Source organism: Secundilactobacillus mixtipabuli (assembly GCF_002217925.1).
Lineage (GTDB): Bacteria > Bacillota > Bacilli > Lactobacillales > Lactobacillaceae > Secundilactobacillus > Secundilactobacillus mixtipabuli.
The window spans coordinates 173,260-189,999 of record NZ_BCMF01000004.1; the positions used below are offsets into that span (position 1 = coordinate 173,260).

General features: G+C 43.9%; 14 protein-coding genes. 7 read left to right on the plus strand and 7 right to left on the minus strand.

All coding sequences use genetic code 11. The features are described 5' to 3' along the window. Nucleotides 1-428 precede the first annotated feature (428 nt). The 4 genes from serC to IWT5_RS04750 all read left to right on the plus strand — a co-directional run bounded on the left by serC (nucleotide 429) and on the right by IWT5_RS04750 (nucleotide 6,793). On the plus strand, nucleotides 429-1,505 hold the full coding sequence (gene serC / locus IWT5_RS04735) for a 3-phosphoserine/phosphohydroxythreonine transaminase (protein ID WP_089108812.1): 1,077 nt from the start codon (nucleotides 429-431) through the stop codon (nucleotides 1,503-1,505). A 12-nt stretch (nucleotides 1,506-1,517) separates the two neighbouring features. Continuing rightward, the gene (locus tag IWT5_RS04740) at nucleotides 1,518-2,681 is read left to right on the plus strand and encodes a phosphoglycerate dehydrogenase (RefSeq protein ID WP_089108813.1); all 1,164 of its coding nucleotides are present in this window, start codon (nucleotides 1,518-1,520) and stop codon (nucleotides 2,679-2,681) included. A 916-nt stretch (nucleotides 2,682-3,597) separates the two neighbouring features. Further along, entirely contained in the window at nucleotides 3,598-5,091 is a 1,494-nt protein-coding gene (locus IWT5_RS04745) for a BglG family transcription antiterminator (protein ID WP_159459287.1), read from the plus strand. Between the two features lie 16 nt (nucleotides 5,092-5,107). Continuing rightward, entirely contained in the window at nucleotides 5,108-6,793 is a 1,686-nt protein-coding gene (locus IWT5_RS04750) for a hypothetical protein (protein ID WP_089108815.1), read from the plus strand. A 126-nt stretch (nucleotides 6,794-6,919) separates the two neighbouring features. On the opposite strand, the gene IWT5_RS04755 is transcribed toward IWT5_RS04750, so the two are convergent. From IWT5_RS04755 to IWT5_RS04780, 6 genes are all read right to left on the minus strand, one after another. Continuing rightward, complete coding sequence (locus tag IWT5_RS04755) at nucleotides 6,920-7,411, minus strand: alcohol dehydrogenase (protein ID WP_225360224.1); 492 nt, start codon at nucleotides 7,409-7,411, stop codon at nucleotides 6,920-6,922. Between the two features lie 13 nt (nucleotides 7,412-7,424). After that, nucleotides 7,425-7,712 carry a hypothetical protein gene (locus IWT5_RS04760; protein WP_089108816.1) on the minus strand — a complete coding sequence of 96 codons (288 nt, stop codon included), beginning with the start codon at nucleotides 7,710-7,712 and terminating at the stop codon, nucleotides 7,425-7,427. Between the two features lie 259 nt (nucleotides 7,713-7,971). Continuing rightward, nucleotides 7,972-8,742 (minus strand): alpha/beta hydrolase, encoded by a 771-nt coding sequence (locus IWT5_RS04765; protein WP_089108817.1) that lies wholly within the window; start codon nucleotides 8,740-8,742, stop codon nucleotides 7,972-7,974. 90 nt (nucleotides 8,743-8,832) lie between these two features. After that, a complete protein-coding gene (locus IWT5_RS04770) occupies nucleotides 8,833-9,828 on the minus strand; it encodes a D-2-hydroxyacid dehydrogenase (RefSeq protein ID WP_089108818.1) in 996 nt (331 codons plus the stop codon). A gap of 32 nt (nucleotides 9,829-9,860) precedes the next feature. Continuing rightward, complete coding sequence (locus IWT5_RS04775; protein WP_089108819.1) at nucleotides 9,861-11,030, minus strand: aminotransferase class I/II-fold pyridoxal phosphate-dependent enzyme; 1,170 nt, start codon at nucleotides 11,028-11,030, stop codon at nucleotides 9,861-9,863. A 347-nt stretch (nucleotides 11,031-11,377) separates the two neighbouring features. Next, nucleotides 11,378-12,286 carry a GH25 family lysozyme gene (locus IWT5_RS04780; RefSeq protein WP_089108820.1) on the minus strand — a complete coding sequence of 303 codons (909 nt, stop codon included), beginning with the start codon at nucleotides 12,284-12,286 and terminating at the stop codon, nucleotides 11,378-11,380. A gap of 334 nt (nucleotides 12,287-12,620) precedes the next feature. Here IWT5_RS04780 and IWT5_RS04785 point away from each other — a divergent pair, with 334 nt between their 5' ends. Next, the gene (locus IWT5_RS04785) at nucleotides 12,621-13,595 is read left to right on the plus strand and encodes a ring-cleaving dioxygenase (protein ID WP_089108821.1); all 975 of its coding nucleotides are present in this window, start codon (nucleotides 12,621-12,623) and stop codon (nucleotides 13,593-13,595) included. Then, a complete protein-coding gene (locus IWT5_RS04790; RefSeq protein WP_089108822.1) occupies nucleotides 13,585-14,196 on the plus strand; it encodes an alpha/beta hydrolase in 612 nt (203 codons plus the stop codon). Before IWT5_RS04785 ends, IWT5_RS04790 begins: the two co-directional genes overlap by 11 nt. Before the next feature lie 98 nt (nucleotides 14,197-14,294). Here IWT5_RS04790 and IWT5_RS04795 read toward each other — a convergent pair whose 3' ends face one another. Further along, a complete protein-coding gene (locus tag IWT5_RS04795) occupies nucleotides 14,295-15,488 on the minus strand; it encodes an acetate/propionate family kinase (protein WP_089108823.1) in 1,194 nt (397 codons plus the stop codon). A gap of 191 nt (nucleotides 15,489-15,679) precedes the next feature. On the opposite strand from IWT5_RS04795, the gene IWT5_RS04800 reads away from it, so the two are divergent. Continuing rightward, entirely contained in the window at nucleotides 15,680-16,558 is an 879-nt protein-coding gene (locus tag IWT5_RS04800) for a matrixin family metalloprotease (protein WP_089108824.1), read from the plus strand. Nucleotides 16,559-16,740: the final 182 nt, after the last annotated feature.

Sequence of the window (16,740 nt, forward strand, 5' to 3'; positions counted from 1 at the left end):
TGAATAATGGTTTCTTCTGCGCATCAATAACTAGTACTTTCATCATATCAATTATCCTCATACAATTCCAATGTTTAAAAAGTTCGCTGACTGCCCGACATTTCCATTAATGATAGTAAATCGCTTCCATTTCCCTCTCCTAGCAAACAAACTTAAAAAATTGCGTTGACAAGTTTTCCAACGTCTGTTAAATTTTAATTAAAGAAAGGGAGGCTTAATGATATGAACAAACTTAACAATCAGCAAACAGTATCATCCTCCTGGTCTACAGTCACATCTGTGTAGACCCATCTTGACGTACCCTGATTGGTCTCACACAGATGAATTTCCGAATTCAAATTCAGCTGTGAGACCGCTATACCTGTAATCAATCACCCCCTCACAGTCATTGCTGTGAGGGGTTTTAATTTTTATTGGAGGAATATTTCATGACCATTTATAATTTTGCCGCTGGTCCAGCCACTTTACCAGACCAAGTCATCAAACAAATTCAAACTGAACTGCCCTCACTGCGTGGAACAGGTATGAGCATCATGGAAATCTCACACCGTTCCGCCCTGTTCGACGACATCATCAACACCGCTCAGCAAGATCTGCGGGATCTCATGGATATCCCCGAAGACTACGCTGTTCTGTTCTTCCAAGGCGGCGGAACCGGCCAATTTGCAGCCGTGCCAATGAACTTAGCTACGAAGCACCACCGCATTGCACTATTAGATAGCGGCCACTGGGCTGCTAAAGCTGGTGAAGAAGCCGCCAACTTAGGCTACCAAGTCGACACCCTCGCTTCCACTAAGGGCACCCACTACGACCGGCTGCCCGCCCGGACTTCAACTCTTCCCGTCGATACTTATGACTATCTGCATATTTGTACCAATAACACGATTGAGGGGACAGCTTATCATGATCTACCGCAAACTAACGGCACACCATTGGTAGCTGATATGTCTTCCAACATTATGGCTCAGCACTATAACGTGACTGACTTCGGCCTGATCTTTGCCGGCGTCCAAAAGAACCTCGGCCCCGCAGGTGTGACAGTTGTAATCGTGAAAAAAGCCTTAATTCAAAACGTTGACCATATTCCAAGTGTCTTTAATTACCAGCTCTTCGCTAAAAAGAATTCCATGCCAAACACACCGCCAGTCTTCAACATTTATGCGACGGGCTTAACCTTAAAATGGTTAAAAAAAATCGGTGGTATTGAAGCAATGGAAGCTCAAAATAAGAAAAAAGCCAGTTTACTGTACGACTTTTTAGACCAGTCAAAACTGTTCAACAACCCCGTAAAGCATGAAGATCGTTCACTGACGAACGTGCCTTTCATGACGAATGATCCCCAAACTAATCAAGCCGCCATCGCTGATTTAACTGCTCACGGATTATTGAATTTAAAGGGCCACCGTAGCGTTGGTGGCCTGCGAGCCAGCCTCTATAACGCCATGCCGTTTGAAGGGGTTGAAGCCCTTGTAAATGAGCTTTATCACTTTGAAAAGAATTTGTAGGAGATGTTAGTTATGTATCAGATTAAAACGTATAACGCCATTGTGAAAGCTGGTCTGGATCGTTTTACTGACCAATATCAAATTAATCAAACTGATGACGCAGATGCTTACCTCATCCGTTCGGTTAACTTGCACGAGCAAGAACTGCCCAAGAATTTAAAAGTCATTGCCAGAGCGGGTGCCGGCTTCAATAACGTGCCTATCGACAGGGCGACAGCTAACGGTACGGCCGTTTTTACCACCCCAGGGAGCAACGCAAACGCGGTGAAGGAACTGATGATCGCCATGCTCATTGCCGCCTCACGGAACTTATTTGCAGCTGCTGATTACGCGGCTCATAATAGCGGTGCCGATATTTCAAAACGGACTGAACACGATAAGACCAAGTTTAACGGTCAAGAACTGCTGGGAAAAACGTTAGCTGTGATCGGTGTTGGCCACGTTGGCTCATTGGTAGCCAATGCAGCCAGTCAGCTTGGGATGAAAGTCATCGCCTACGATCCTTATCTATCATCAGATGCCGCATGGCGAATTTCTACTGATATCCACCGAGCCAAAACGTTGACTACCGCTCTCAAAAATGCCGATTATGTCACGATCCATGTACCGAAAAATGATGAAACAACCGGGATGATCGGTGCTAAAGAATTTGCAGCAATGAAGGATGGCGTCACCGTGTTCAACTTCGCTCGTGGCGGTATCGTGAATAATACTGAAATGCTAAAGGCACTGGATAGCGGTCACGCAAAGGGTTATTTTACTGATTTTGGCAGCGATGAGATTTTAAACCGTAAGGATGTTGTAGTCACTCCCCATATCGGTGGCTCTACCGGCGAAGCAGAAACCAACGGTGCTGTCCAAGGTGCTGAAATAATTATGCATTTTCTGGAAACCGGTAACGTGCAAAACAGTGTTAACTTGCCTAATTTGCAAGTACCATTTGGGACACCATATCGGATCACGGTCATGCACCAAAACATCCCTAACATGGTCGGCCAGATTGCCACGATTTTAGCAAATGCTGACATTAACATTGAAAATATGAGTAACGCTGCTAAGGACAAAGTAGCTTATACAATCATTGACGTGAACCATCTACAAAAACAAGATGCCGTGATCATTGATCAATTGAATGCGATCGATGCTGTTTATCGCGTAAGATTAATCAGAAAGTGATTGTATCAGCCATAACAAAAGGAACAAGGTTGTGCCATAAGTCTCTATTGGTAAGTATTTCAATTAACTTGTTAACTAAAATTCGTTAGGATCACACTTTGGTTCATCACTTCAATGTAGTCTAATCGTGCGCCAAAGCTCAGATTCCGGCCATTTAACGCAGAACAAGCCTACCCCGACAAAGTTCGCCGGAATAGGCTTGTTCTGCGTTAAATTCTGGAATCTACCGAGTTTTGTCACACACTCGTCTCTTTTTAGTATGGAACCAAACAGGTGATCAACGTCCCTACGCGTCAATCACCTGTTTAAAAATGTTCGAACTTTACTGTTGTTGGGGAACGCGAAGCAAAGTCATACTTGTTGCAAGAACTATCATAATCGAAACACCTAAACGCGAATCAATTATGTTAGGTTGGAACGTTTACCACTAATGTTTAAATGATTCGTCATCACCAAACACTTCTATCTACGCTGCAGCTTATCGTCACGCCCCCACGTCGCGATAAGTACAACTTCATTACTGATTGGTACCACTTGAATAAATGAAGGATCCAGCAGTCATGTTGAAATCAATATTCTCTCCAATATCAATCTCGGCTGTGAATTGATCGCTCCCAAGCGATTCATTTATTAACACGTCATACCGATTCACTGTAATGATTACCCTTGTATTAAATCCCCTAGCTAATTTCTAGGTCGTTAGCCATGCAGAAACGTTAAGCAAGAGCTCCTTTAATACAAGACTAATTATGGCTTGAAATCCCCGTAAATTCAACACTTGGCGTCTCCCACTTTTTTTAAATTTTTTAAAAAAAGTGGGGAAACGGATTAGGCAGAAAACCAGATTATTTCGCGCAAATATACTATAATAAGTTATAATTTAGGGTGGAATAATAATCGAGCTTGAATGATTGGAATGGCTGCCATGGATTATACTTTTTTATTATCGAAGAATGATAATATTTGCTTCGATATTTTATCTCGTTTCACCCAACAGACTGATCAGACTTTGAACAAAGAAGAGCTGGCTCAGTCACTTTCATTAACTAATTATCAGCTGAATAAGTATTTCGAAACAATGAACGCTGATTTAGCCGTTGTTTCGGAAGGTTCGCCCAGTTACTTAGATGAACCCAATAAGGGGATGTGGCAATCCTTTGGACTAACTTCTTACATTCTGCAGAAAGTCACGTTGCTCTACTTAAATCGAGCACCGCTTTTTACAGCCTTGGAATACGAGTTTTTTTACAATCACTTGTATACTAAAAAGGAATATGTTGCCAACAACTACATGAGTAGTTCCGTATTCTACCGCTCATTGGATTCACTTGAAGCTGTTTTGGAAAAACACCATTTTTTCCAAGCCAGCAGTCTGTATGCCGGTAAAGAATTTACTGTTCGCTTGCACCTATTCCAACTTTATTACACCTTATATAACGGTGTCTCAGAACCCTTTGAACCGCTCAATCCGTTGATTGACGACATGGTGTCAGCTATTCAAGCCGAGCTGCCTCATACCTTAAGCCCGACACAGGAAACCAAGTTATCGACCTTCTTACGAATCTGGTTGTTACGGATGCTTAATGCCAACTCTATTGGCACTGATCAGCAACTTCAGGTAAAAGCTTCCGCATCAAAAGACGCCATGATGAAAAAACTTCAGGTACTGCTTTCCGACCAATTGGAACTGACTGAAGAAGAATTCAACTACCTTTACAGTTTTCTCATTGCGCAGGGCTACTTGGGATTTGAGAGCATGCGAGAACTTGCGGCTGATATTCCAGCTGTTGATGAACTAACCAAGCAGTTTATGGCAGAAATGCAAGCTAATAACGTTTTACTGACGACCCATTTAATCGACGATAATCGGTTAGAAGACAGTTTACTCAGTATTCATTTTCAATTCACAACGTTCTACATTGAGCCCACCACTTTTATTAATCCAGAACAAGTTCAGTTCTTTGCAGAACTTTATCCTTCATTTGACGTTGTGGTTTCACATAACATTACCAAATTGCAACGGCGGGAGGACTTACATCTCACGCAAAAAATGGCTGTTAACTTATACTTCAGCTACATGTTCGCATTGATCAATGCCATTCCAACCGAATTAATGCGAGACAAGGTTCACATTTGCGTTGACTTTTCTCAAGGGACTCTTTATACCAATTATGTTATTCAATCACTTAGCGCTTTTAATCACGCCCACATCATTATCGATACGCAGCTAGCAGACGACACCGACATCTACATTTCCGATTTTCACTCAAAGAAAGTCACACAGACGCAGGTAGTCTGGCAGGATCCGCCAACCCCCGTTGACTGGTCTAACCTAGCAGATTTAATTTTAGACGTTAAGCGCAAAAAATTACCAGAATTATTTCCAAGTCAGGATTCAAACAACGAATAGAAAGGAAGTGGCGTTCATGAGACTTAGCAGATCAGCAAGAAATAAATGGTTAGCAACGTGCCTATTTTCAGCAACTATTTTAACTGGTTTTCAGCTACAGCAGATGACTGTCCAGGCAACAGAAACGCAGAATGCAGCCTCTGTTGCGTCTGTAACTCCAGGTTCTTCTAGCGTAGCAACCCTTAAATCATCTACTAGTGTGCCAGCCACTTCCCCTGATCCTCAATCAGCCCCAGCAACCACCACAGCGGTTAACGATTCAACGCAACCCAGTGCGCCAAGTACTGAAACAACGGCTCCGACTGCTGCACAAGAACAGCTATCGCAGAACAGTGGCGAAAGCACGGACAATACTGATCAAGTTGGTCATTTAGTGGTCAACGCTTTTAATCGTGTCACCAACACCCCAATTAACAACGGTGCTTTTTCAAGTGAACTCCAGGGTGCTGCTGGCTCACCCATTAAGGACAAGTCTGCGTTAGTTAAAAACATTCCCGGTTATTCATTTGCTGGTAACGTCGATTCAGCCATTCCGGATAACTATCCTAAGGACACTCGGATCGCTAACTTATACTACAAGCCGCTTTCACCAATTGTCGTCCGGTACGTTGATGTGACTGATCCTGCCAAAATACTTTGGACCTACTCGTTACCAACTAACTATGCAACCAAGGGACAGCTTTACACGACTGATACCAATTTGATCTCCTTTGCTGGCTACACCATCGATCATGTTAGTGGCGATACAACTGGGATTATTACGCAGACAGCACAATCAAGTTCTGTACCCAATACTCAGGTTGTAACTTACTATTACAGACCAGAACCTGGACAAACCAGCACGCTGGATACGAGCAACTGGGTTGTGACGTCAAAAACAGCGCCAATTGGCCAGACCGGCAAATACAGTTTCAGTATCTTTGTTCAACGTGATCAGTTACCTGCAATGAAATTAGGCGGTTACGGCGAACAGTCCTTTGGAACGGGTCAGGGCAAGCCTAACTCCGGTCAATCTAATACAACGGGTACCGGCACTGATATCAACAATACCAGCACGGCTCCTTCTACGACAGCCGTTATCGCACCAAGTCCTGTAGCAATGCCAACAGCAACCGTGAACATTGTCACGGAAACTGGCAGCTTACTGAGTCAGCTGACGATTAGCGGCCCGCTTGGGATCAGCCTTCGTCCCCAAATTCAGCAAACGCTCAATCAGTTGCGACGAAACGGTTTCGCTATTTTAAGCAATGACGTGAAGGGTAACAGTCAACTGAATGACAATCATCTGACATTAAACGTTAAGGTTAGTCAACCAGTTCGACAGTCTAACCCCTTTAATCGTCGTACGATGCCTGTCGTTGCCCAACTTGGGGCTGCTTCTCTGCCCGTTCGTCAGGCAGCAAACAGCACCACCGATAGCACTGAAAATAGTCGCACCAACCAAGATTCTGAAAAAGCAGCGCAAACTAATCAGAATAACGGTCAAAACAGCCGGCAAAAAATTGGTCAGTCTTACACCACAGAAGCCACTTCAAAGGACTCGCAACGCAATAATCAAAGCCCACGTGAAGCGATCGCCAATATTGGTCAATCATTCCAGCACGGCGCATCAGATACTGGCAGTGGTGGCAATCAATTGACTGGCTTAGCGGCTTACTTCATCAGTTTATCGGGTAAAATTAATCTCGGAACAAAAGTATAGTTTAAAGCATCCATTTCTGAAATCGATGAGAAATGAATGCTTTTAGTGTTGCTTGCTTTAACTAACAGTATTATAAAAAATGACCAGTTGATTTTTTCAACTGGTCATTTTTTTACTTAGATAAATTTACTGACTCACCGTCACTCTTTGAACTAGCTCTTCACTCAGATGATCATCAATTGCTTTTTCACGCGCCGCAACCGCATCTTCAAAAGTAACGAAGCTATGATTCAAAACATACTGTCCGCGAACCATCAAGCGGGCAATCCAACGTTTTGAACGCTTATCAAAGGAAACACCGGCTACGCCTGATTTATTAGTCTTACGCTTCTTCATAATCGAAACGAGACTCGTCCCATCAACTTGCTGAAGGTTGCTGACGTTACCGCAATTAGCGATTAACCGGGTGTTAGTTCTCATGGCTTCACGGCCGCGTTCACGGCGCAGGCAGCCACAGCTTCTTGTACTTCCCTTCCGTAACAGATAACCGTCAGCAACAATTTCACCGCCGCAATCACAACGGCAATTCCATAGTGCATTCCCGTTTTTTCCTCTTCCTGCAAAACCAAGAACAGTCAAACGGCCAAAACGTTGATTAGTTAAATCGATTCTTTTCATTTTTATCCCTCACTTATCTTTGGACTGTTGTTGATTCAGTCAGTTTCTCTTCTGATTTTTCGTTTTGCGTGTGAAGATGGCGGGCGCACAGATGGTCCCACTCAACTAATCCTAATAGACAAATTAATAATCCGGTACCGATAAAGACCGCCTCGGTTAGATCTTGACGATCGATTTTTATAACCCCTTGGTTAGTAGCGGCGTACGCTAATTTAGGTAATTGATTAATCCCATAAACTACTGCAGCCACTAAACTCCCCCAGAAATAGTTGCTTTTGCTTAAAACACGTCGTTTTGCCATCCTACTCGGCCCCCTCCTGATTAAGATTGTTTCTAATATTAATAGTACGCTGAAAGCGCTTGATTTCAATGTTTTTCGGCCGTTTTGGTTTACCAGTTTTTTCCAAAAATTTAAAAAAATTGGAGAAACTTCTTTCGTTACTCTTAGCGAGTAACATGACAGCTAATGATCCATGTGACGAGATAAAATTTATTCTGAATTGCACGTAAAAAAGGCCTATCCCAATGATTCGGAATAGACCTGATTAAGTCTGATATAATTAAACGCCCTCAATCGGCAAATTCTTTTGCAAAAATTCACCAATATCTTTAGTCAATTGACGGCCCTGCGGACTATAGGTCATCACGTGGGGTGCGTCAGGATAATGACGGAACGTTACTTCGGCAGTTGGTGCTAGATAACTGGCTAACCGTTGACCCATGTCGCGATCGATCAATTCATCCGCATCAGCTTGCGCCACGAATACCGGTTTCGTTAAGCCACTGATTCCATCGTGGATCGGCGCGGTATAGTCACCAATTCTCGCCAGCATTTTGCCAATATGCTGATTCAAGAACTGCATTTTAACCGCCACTTCATCGGCTGGCAGCGCCATTTTCTGATACCAATTCTGACACTCTTCTAAGAAGCGCTTTGCCACTCGACTGGTATCCACCGGAAAAAGCGGTGTATCAATTGTCCCACCGCACACGACCTCATCAAATTGAGTTAAGGCCTTCAACGCAAACAAACCACCAAGGGACTCGCCAAAAACAGCTATTTCACCGTGCCCATCGCTGATCAGCTGAGAAACAGCATTGCTGGTATCCTGCCACCAGTCTTCTGGCGAACCCGTTTTAAAAATTTGCTGTGGATCTGCCGTGCCATGGCCCGTAAACACAGGCCCTAAAACCGTATAGCCTATTTTCTGAAGGCCGCGTCCCATCACCCGAACATCATTGGGCGTACCGGAAAACGTATGCAGTAATAATACGGCTGGTTTACCTGCCTCAAAATAAAATGCCTGTGGCAGCGTCATTGTGACCACCATCCTTTTCCATCTTTTGGTGAATATTTTACACTAATCATGAACAAAAAACGCCCTTTCTGCACTAGCAAGGGCGTTTTGTAATCATTTAAATTATTCGGTGACCTGATGGCGGGATGTGCCACCCTTCACGATGGTCAAGACATCATCCAAAGCAATTTCCACCATGTTGGCTACCGCAGCATCAGTGTAGAAACCAACGTGCGGACTGACACTAACATTTGGCATCGTCAGCAACTTCGCCAATGGCGGATTATCTAGTTGCTTATTAGACCAGTCTTGACTAAAGATTTGGCTATCGCCTTCAATCGTGTCAATGCCGGCGCCAGCAATGTCACCATTCTCTAAAGCAGCCACTAAATCATCGGCCACCACAACCGGCCCCCGGGACGCGTTGATAAAGAACGCAGAGGGTTTCATCATGTCAAAGACGTGTTTATCGATCATGTGATGGGTCTCAGCCGTTAAGGGTGTATGCATGGTCACAATATCAGCCGTTTTATAGACGGTTTCGTGGTCGGTATACGTTAAGGTGTCACCTAATTCCGGCCGGTGAATCGGGTCGGCAGCAATCACAGTTGCGCCAAGTGCTTTAAATATCCGGGCAACAGCACTGCCAATTTTACCCGCGCCAATAATACCAATTGTGAGGTTATGAATTTCGTTAGCTTCCAAGCCATCCCACGTGAAGTCATGGTGAGCTTCACGTGCTTGGGCGATGCCTAAATGACGAACTAATCTCATCACGTGAGCAAGCACCAATTCACTAACGGACCGAGGTGAATATGCCGGCACATTCGTGACAACGAGCTGGTTTTCTGCAGCTAACTTCAAATCAACAATTTCATAGCCAGTGATTCGTAACGTCAGCTGTTTAATTCCAAATTCATGCAGCCGCTGATAGATCTTAGGCGAGTCTACCGGGATATGTTGCTGAATAACAATACCGTCATATCCTTTAGCCAACTCAACCGTTTCTTCTGTCAGCGGAACATCATTAGTGTCCACCTGAACATCTGGATGAGCCTTCATCCAATCTTTAACAGCAACTAATTCATCTTCACGAGCGTGATATAACAAAAATTTCACTGTGTTTTCCTCTTTTCCCCATTTGTTTCTTTTTAATGCTGATCCACGTATTTTTGAATCCGTTCAACCGCTTTCTTTAAATCATCTGTGCTGGCAGCGTAACTGATTCGAACATACCCTTCTCCACCAGGGCCAAATGATGCTCCAGGAATGACGGCCACTTTAGCTTCCTTAGCTAAGTCGTAGCAAAAAGCAACACTGTCTTGATTGAGGTTAGCTGGAATTTTGGCAAAAATGTAGAAGGCCCCTTTAGGGTTGGCACATTCAAAACCGGCTGCTTTCAAGCCTGCCAATAATAAATCACGGCGTTGCTGGTAAATCTTACGCATCGCAACCCCGTCATCAGGACCGTTTTTGAAGGCTTCTTCAGCTGCTGCTTGTGCGTTAGCCGTAGCTGATGTAATGGCAAACTGATGAACTTTACCAATTTCTGAAATAACATCAACGGGCCCGCACACAAGGCCAATTCGCCAGCCAGTCATCGCGTGAGATTTTGACACACCATTTAACAAAACGGTCTGTTCTGGCAGCAGTTCACCCATGGAAACATGCCGTTCACCGTAAGTGAGTTCTGAATAAATTTCATCGCTCAAAACAAAAATATCGTACTGCTTCAAAACGTCGGCCAAGGCCTGTAATTCTGCCCGATTATAAGTCACACCAGTTGGGTTCGAAGGGAAATTAAGGACAACGGCTTTGACCGTATCCTTATTAGCTTCAATCGTCGCCCGTAATTTTTCTGGTGAAAGAATAAACCCGTTATCTGAGGTATCAAGGAAAATTGGCTTTGCGCCGTTCAGAATGGCAACCGGAATGTATTGTGGAAAAATTGGCGTTGGAATAATCACCGTGTCGCCAGGATTAAGCATGGCAGTCAACGATGAAAAGATCCCTTCTGTTGCGCCCGTTGTCACTAGGATTTGCGTTTCTGGATCATAGTTCACGTTGTATTTTTCATTTAAAAACTTTGAAGCAGCTTGGCGAAGGCCTTCAGTCCCCCGGGAATTAGTGTAGTGACTCTCGTTATTTTCAATGCTTCGAATTGCCGCCTGTTTAACGTGGTCAGGCGTATTAAAATCAGGTTCACCAATGGTTAATTTCACCATGTCTGGTACTTTAGAAATTTCCTGGTTAAATTTTAAAATAGATGATGGCTGGATCTGTTTTAACTCGTGTTTCATGTTTTCTGACAATCGACTCATAATCACACACTCCTTATAATATAAAAGACCCATACAGCCGTTTGACTGTACAGGTCTTAAAGTCTCACCCCACACAGTCAAGCTTTGATCTGCGTGGTCGTTTGCATTCAATCACAAAATGCTCCTGGCTCTTCACAGATCAATACTGGAAAAACCAAAAGTAATATCGGCTATTCGATTGAGATACTTTAATTAATGACATAATCATTGTCCTCTCAGAATAAACGCTATTTTTATCATAACATTCTAATGTCATAAATCAAGGTGCGCATTTAGAATAGAGCACCTTAACCGCTGTACAAGAAAAGGTCACCGCCCACTGGACGGTGACCTCAAACACTTATCATTTACTGAACTTGAACATAACTCTGGTTAGCTGTGATGTAACTGCCATCGCTCAATTGAATGCGGTAGGTACCGCCGTTTGAACGTGCAATTGCCTTTGCAGTCACAATCGTATTGTACTTCAGGCTACCCTTTTTACCGCTTAAATTAGCGGTCTGGTATTTGCCAATATTACGAGTGATCCGTAACTTTTGGCCGTTTTTAACACTGGTAAAGTAGCTGTCTTTTGGTGTGTTAGTGTACCACTTCGTCACCGTTGAATTATCCACTGTCCGGCTTAAATCAACTCGGCCGCTGATTCCTGAAACTGAGCCAGAACTCGTATATTGCCAAAGGTCAGTTGGGACGTTAGGCTTTTGTGAGTAGTTGGCGATCCATGATCCATTAAACTTAGATGAATTAATTTTATACAGGCTGACATAACTTTGGTATGAGTAATAAACCAGAGGCTTTTTAGTCAGGCTCCGCATTGTGTTATACCAAGCATTAACGTAGGTCTGTTCGTGGCCCTTGGCGCCTGATACCCGGTGTTCGTTATCCAAAGCGTAAAATCTAGCATTCTTATTGGACAGTGCGTAGAATTGACGGGCATCATTTACCGCATCAGTCGTGCTGTTAAATTCGGTATAGTCGTATTGACCAAATGGTGTGCCATACTTGTGTGCACCGTTCGCGTTCACATCACGCTTGGTATCAATACGGTAATCTGAGTCGCCAGGGTTACCGTGCTTAACCCGAATAATCGTCATCCGCAGATCTTTAGATGCCTTCGACCAGTTAATATTCCCCTGATATTGTGAAACATCAGCAATCTTGGTCTTAGCAGCAAAGGCTGTTGTTCCAATCGTCAATGCACTAACAAGTGCCAATGAACCGGCAATAATTTGTTTCATCATTTGATTAGTTTTCATGTAAATCCCCTTAGTCTTGTTTTTTTAATTACATCTAGTGTAACGCATCAATGAAACAGAGTGAAAACATGTGAATTACAGTTCTTTTACTGTTGTGTGACAAGGTGTGAAAGCAAGCGGTTAGAGACTGAAGCTTAAGGGACTTGAAATAAAAATCCCGGGCTTGGATTTATATTTTAAGTGGCTTATGCACAAGTCTCTGCTTGCTGTAACCTGATTAAGACAAGGTGTGGAGGCAAGCGATTAGAGACGTTTCCAAGCCAATATCATTGTGCCCAATTTAATAATCTGTCATAATACGTTCAAAATCAAGTATTCAACGGGAGAACGACTTATGAGAAAGACTGATTTAATTGGCTTACACCATGTCACAGCCATTACCTCCAGTGCACCTAAAATGTTTCATTTTATGACTGAAGTTTTAGGCCTGCATTTAATCAAAAAGACAGTTAACCAAGATGATGTCACCACTTATCACCTCTACTTTACTGACGACATGGGGACAGCTGGTACCGACCTCACTTTCTTCGATTTTCCCGGCATCGGTAAGGGCCGCTATGGCAAAAATAGTATTTCTCGAATTGGCTTTCGAGTCCCCACTGATGCTTCACTAGACTATTGGGCAAAACGATTTGATGATTACGGTATCAATACTGATCCTATTCAGGAACAATTCGGTGCCAAAACACTTCCTTTTTACGATTTTGATGATCAACGCTATCAGTTAGTTTCGGATGAGCACAACGCTGGCCTGTCTGGTGGGACGCCCTATCGCCACAGTCCCATCCCCAGCGAGGTTGCAATTAGGGGACTCGGTCCAACAACGATCACCCTCTCAGAGCCCGAGAACCTGGGCACGATTTTAACAACTATTATGGGCTTCGCTAAACGCGAAAAAGAGGGCTCACAGACCCTTTACGAACTTCATGACGGTGGTCACGGTGCACAAGTGATTATCGCAATCAGTGCAGCTCTCCCTGACAGTATTCAAGGTTATGGTTCCGTTCACCACCTGGCTTTTAGAACGCCGGATACCGAGACGTTGAACTACTGGATCCAACGCATTCAGCTGGCTGGGTTCCATGATTCTGACTTTGTTGAGCGCTTCTACTTTCAGTCCGAATACTTTCGTGCGGCCCCAGGAGTCCTATTTGAAATTGCTACTGATGGTCCCGGCTTCTTAGTCGATGAAACCTATGAAGAAGCCGGCGTTCACCTCGAACTGCCACCCTTTTTAGAAGATCAGCGAGCTATGATTGAAGCAAACTTAACACCCTTTAACTCTGAGGAGGCTACCCATGACAACTGATATTCACAGCGCCTTCTTCCCCGGCAAGACTAACTTAGCCCCCATACTGATGCTTCACGGTACGGGTGGGGATGAAAGTGATTTACTCCCAATCGCCACTTTTCTATTTCCAGAACACCCTAAACTCGGCATCCGTGGCAGAATCAACGAAAACGGCAGTAACCGTTATTTCATTCGCCACAAAGACGGCACGTTTGATTTAGCTAATTTAGCACAGGAAACAACCTGGTTATTACACGCAATTGAGATAGAAACGGCCCGTTATCAGCTCGACGCCAGTCAACTGATCGTTCTGGGCTTCTCCAATGGTGCTAACATTGCAGCCTACGCTTGGTTAAATCAGCCAACGTCATTTAAAACCGCCGTTTTATTACATCCGATGATGATCACACCGCCTAAGCAGGCAGTTAATCTAGAACACCATCGGGCGTTTGCAACCTATGGCGATTTGGACCCAATTGTTGCCGAAGACAATTTCGATCAATTGACCCAGCAGCTCACCGATGCTCACGCCGATATTAAAATTTTCAAGCATCATCAGTCCCACCACCTCTCACAAGCGGAATTAATGGCGGCTCAATCTTGGATCAAAACGTTATGAGCATGTAGCAAAACTTAGCCACATCATGAGTGTATTAAAAATAAGGCCTGTTCCGGCAAATTTGTCGGAACAGGCCTTGTCTACTTTAAAAACTCACTTCAACCTTCATTCTCCATCAGCTGCTGTACGCCACGCGCCATTGCGAGTTCTTCATTTGTTGGAATAAGCAGCACTTTCGCACGACTATCAGTGGCTTCCAAAGAACCCGTATTACCTGCCACATTCAAAGTGGCATCGATCTTAATGCCTAAAATACTTAGCCCATCGATAATGGCTTGGCGAATTTCCGGATCTTTTTCACCGATACCGCCAGCAAATACCAGTGCATCCGCGCCACCAATTTCCGTATAATAGCCACCAACTAGCTTAACCACTTGGGTAACAAACATATCTAAGGCCAATTTTGCCCGGGAATTTTTCTTGGCTGCTTCGTGCAGATCCCGCATATCCGAGGACACGCCTGAAACGCCGAGCAGACCCGAGGACGCATTCAATTCTTGGATGACGACTTCCGGTGTTTCTAAGTCTAAACGTTTCATGAGGTATGGTACTAAAGTCGGATCCACGTCACCGCTCCGAGTCCCCATCATTACACCCGTAACAGGGGTCAATCCCATCGACGTATCAAATGGCTTGCCATCCTTTACAGCAGTGATTGAAGCCCCACTACCTAAGTGCATGGTAATCAAATTCAGTTCACTGAGTGGTTTATCCAGCATTTCAGCAGCTTGTTGCGCTAAAAATTGGTGGGAAATGCCATGTTCGCCATACCGTCGAATTTGATATTTTTTAGTCCATTCATAAGGGATGCCGTAAATCGCCGTTTTCTCTGGTAATCCGTGAAAATAGGCACTGTCAAATACCGCATATTGCGGCACACCAGATAGCCGTTGTGCCAATAGCTCAATACACTTCACTTCCAGCGGATTATGCAGAGGTGCCAGTTCGCTCAATTCTTTTAATTGATTAATCCGACTGGGAATCAATTTAACTGGGCCCTTAAAAAGGGTGCCGCCTGCAACCACCCGGTGACCAACCGCTTCAACTTCATCTAAAGTCTCAACACCACCCACTGTGATCAAGCGTTTAAGTACCCGGTCGATAGCTGTGATTTCATCAAGTGTCTCAACAACTTCTTTCGTTTTCTTGCCGCCAACTTCAACCTTTACAATCGTGCCCGGTAAATTAAGTCGCTCCACCTGACCCGAGGCAATAACGTGTTCAGCCGGCATTTTTACCAACTGCCACTTCAGAGAGGAACTTCCAGCATTGATCAACAGTATTTTAGTCATAGGTCAACACCTCCGTTTACCCTTATTTTACAGGATAAAACGGCCATTTAAGCCAATTTCATAGAAAGGTCATACACCTTTCGAAAAAAGCGCATATTCATTGAGCAAACAAAACTTATCATATACAATATAATCACTTGCAATACAAGTGACTGCAAGTAATAGGGATTATTTTAGGGGGGGCATTATCTTTGAAACGAGAACCTTTTTTTGCTATGGTCATCGCTTTGGTAACCGCTATCGTGCTGCCGCTTTCAGCACAGGGAACGACAGCCCATGCCGCGACACTCACGCCTAGTTCAGCCAGCTTAAACCAAAGCAAGACCTTTTATCGGTACAATGCAAGGGCGCTGGCCAGCCGCTATGGCTTAAACTATGCCTCGCAAACGGCCTTAACCCGGCAGGAAACTACTAAGGTTTATGTTGCCAGCAACGATTCGCAAATTAAAAAAAGTACGCAGTTAGCAATGGCCTATTGGAATCAGAAACTAGGCCGTAAGGTGTTTATTAATGGTACTAAGAGCAGTCATACGCTAACTATCGGCATGACCGGAAAAAATACATCTGCGGATGCTTGGTGGAAACCAGCTCAGCACCAAATCTCATTAGAACAAGCCGATTATAACCAGCAGCTCTATTCGATCAGAAACAAAATGATCAATCAAAACACTTTGGCAGCCGTCACTAGTGCTAACCATCGGATTCAAGCCTACGGACATAGGATTGCTAACCGCGCCAATTTTGCACGTCAGTACAACGCCTATCGTGCTACCCAAATTAATCAGGCTCAAAAACAGATTAATTCAGTTAAGCACGCTATCGTAGCTCAGCACATCGATACTAAGGCACGCACTTTTAAATACGCGAATATCATCGCGCACGAAATGGGCCATTCTCTGGGACTGCAACACTCCGCAAACGCCCATGATGCAATGGCTGCTAACAGTTCGACACCCAACATCTATAATTACAGTAAGGTGAAAGCAAGTAAGAACGGGTTTAACACCCTAGATAAAACCGACATTAATCGTGCCAAGTTAGCGTTAAAGGTCCACGATGCCTTGAACTAATTTTAAAGTCAAAAGAACCCTGAAAAACTATCTAAGGTAGTCTTTCAGGGTTCATCTTTTCATCTTCATGACAATTTCTTTGCGATTTCAAAATCTATTGAATTTGAGCATTCCCTCATGTTAATATAATAGATGACAAATCAAGCGTACATATCACCAAGTCCCTATTATTCACTTTTGGT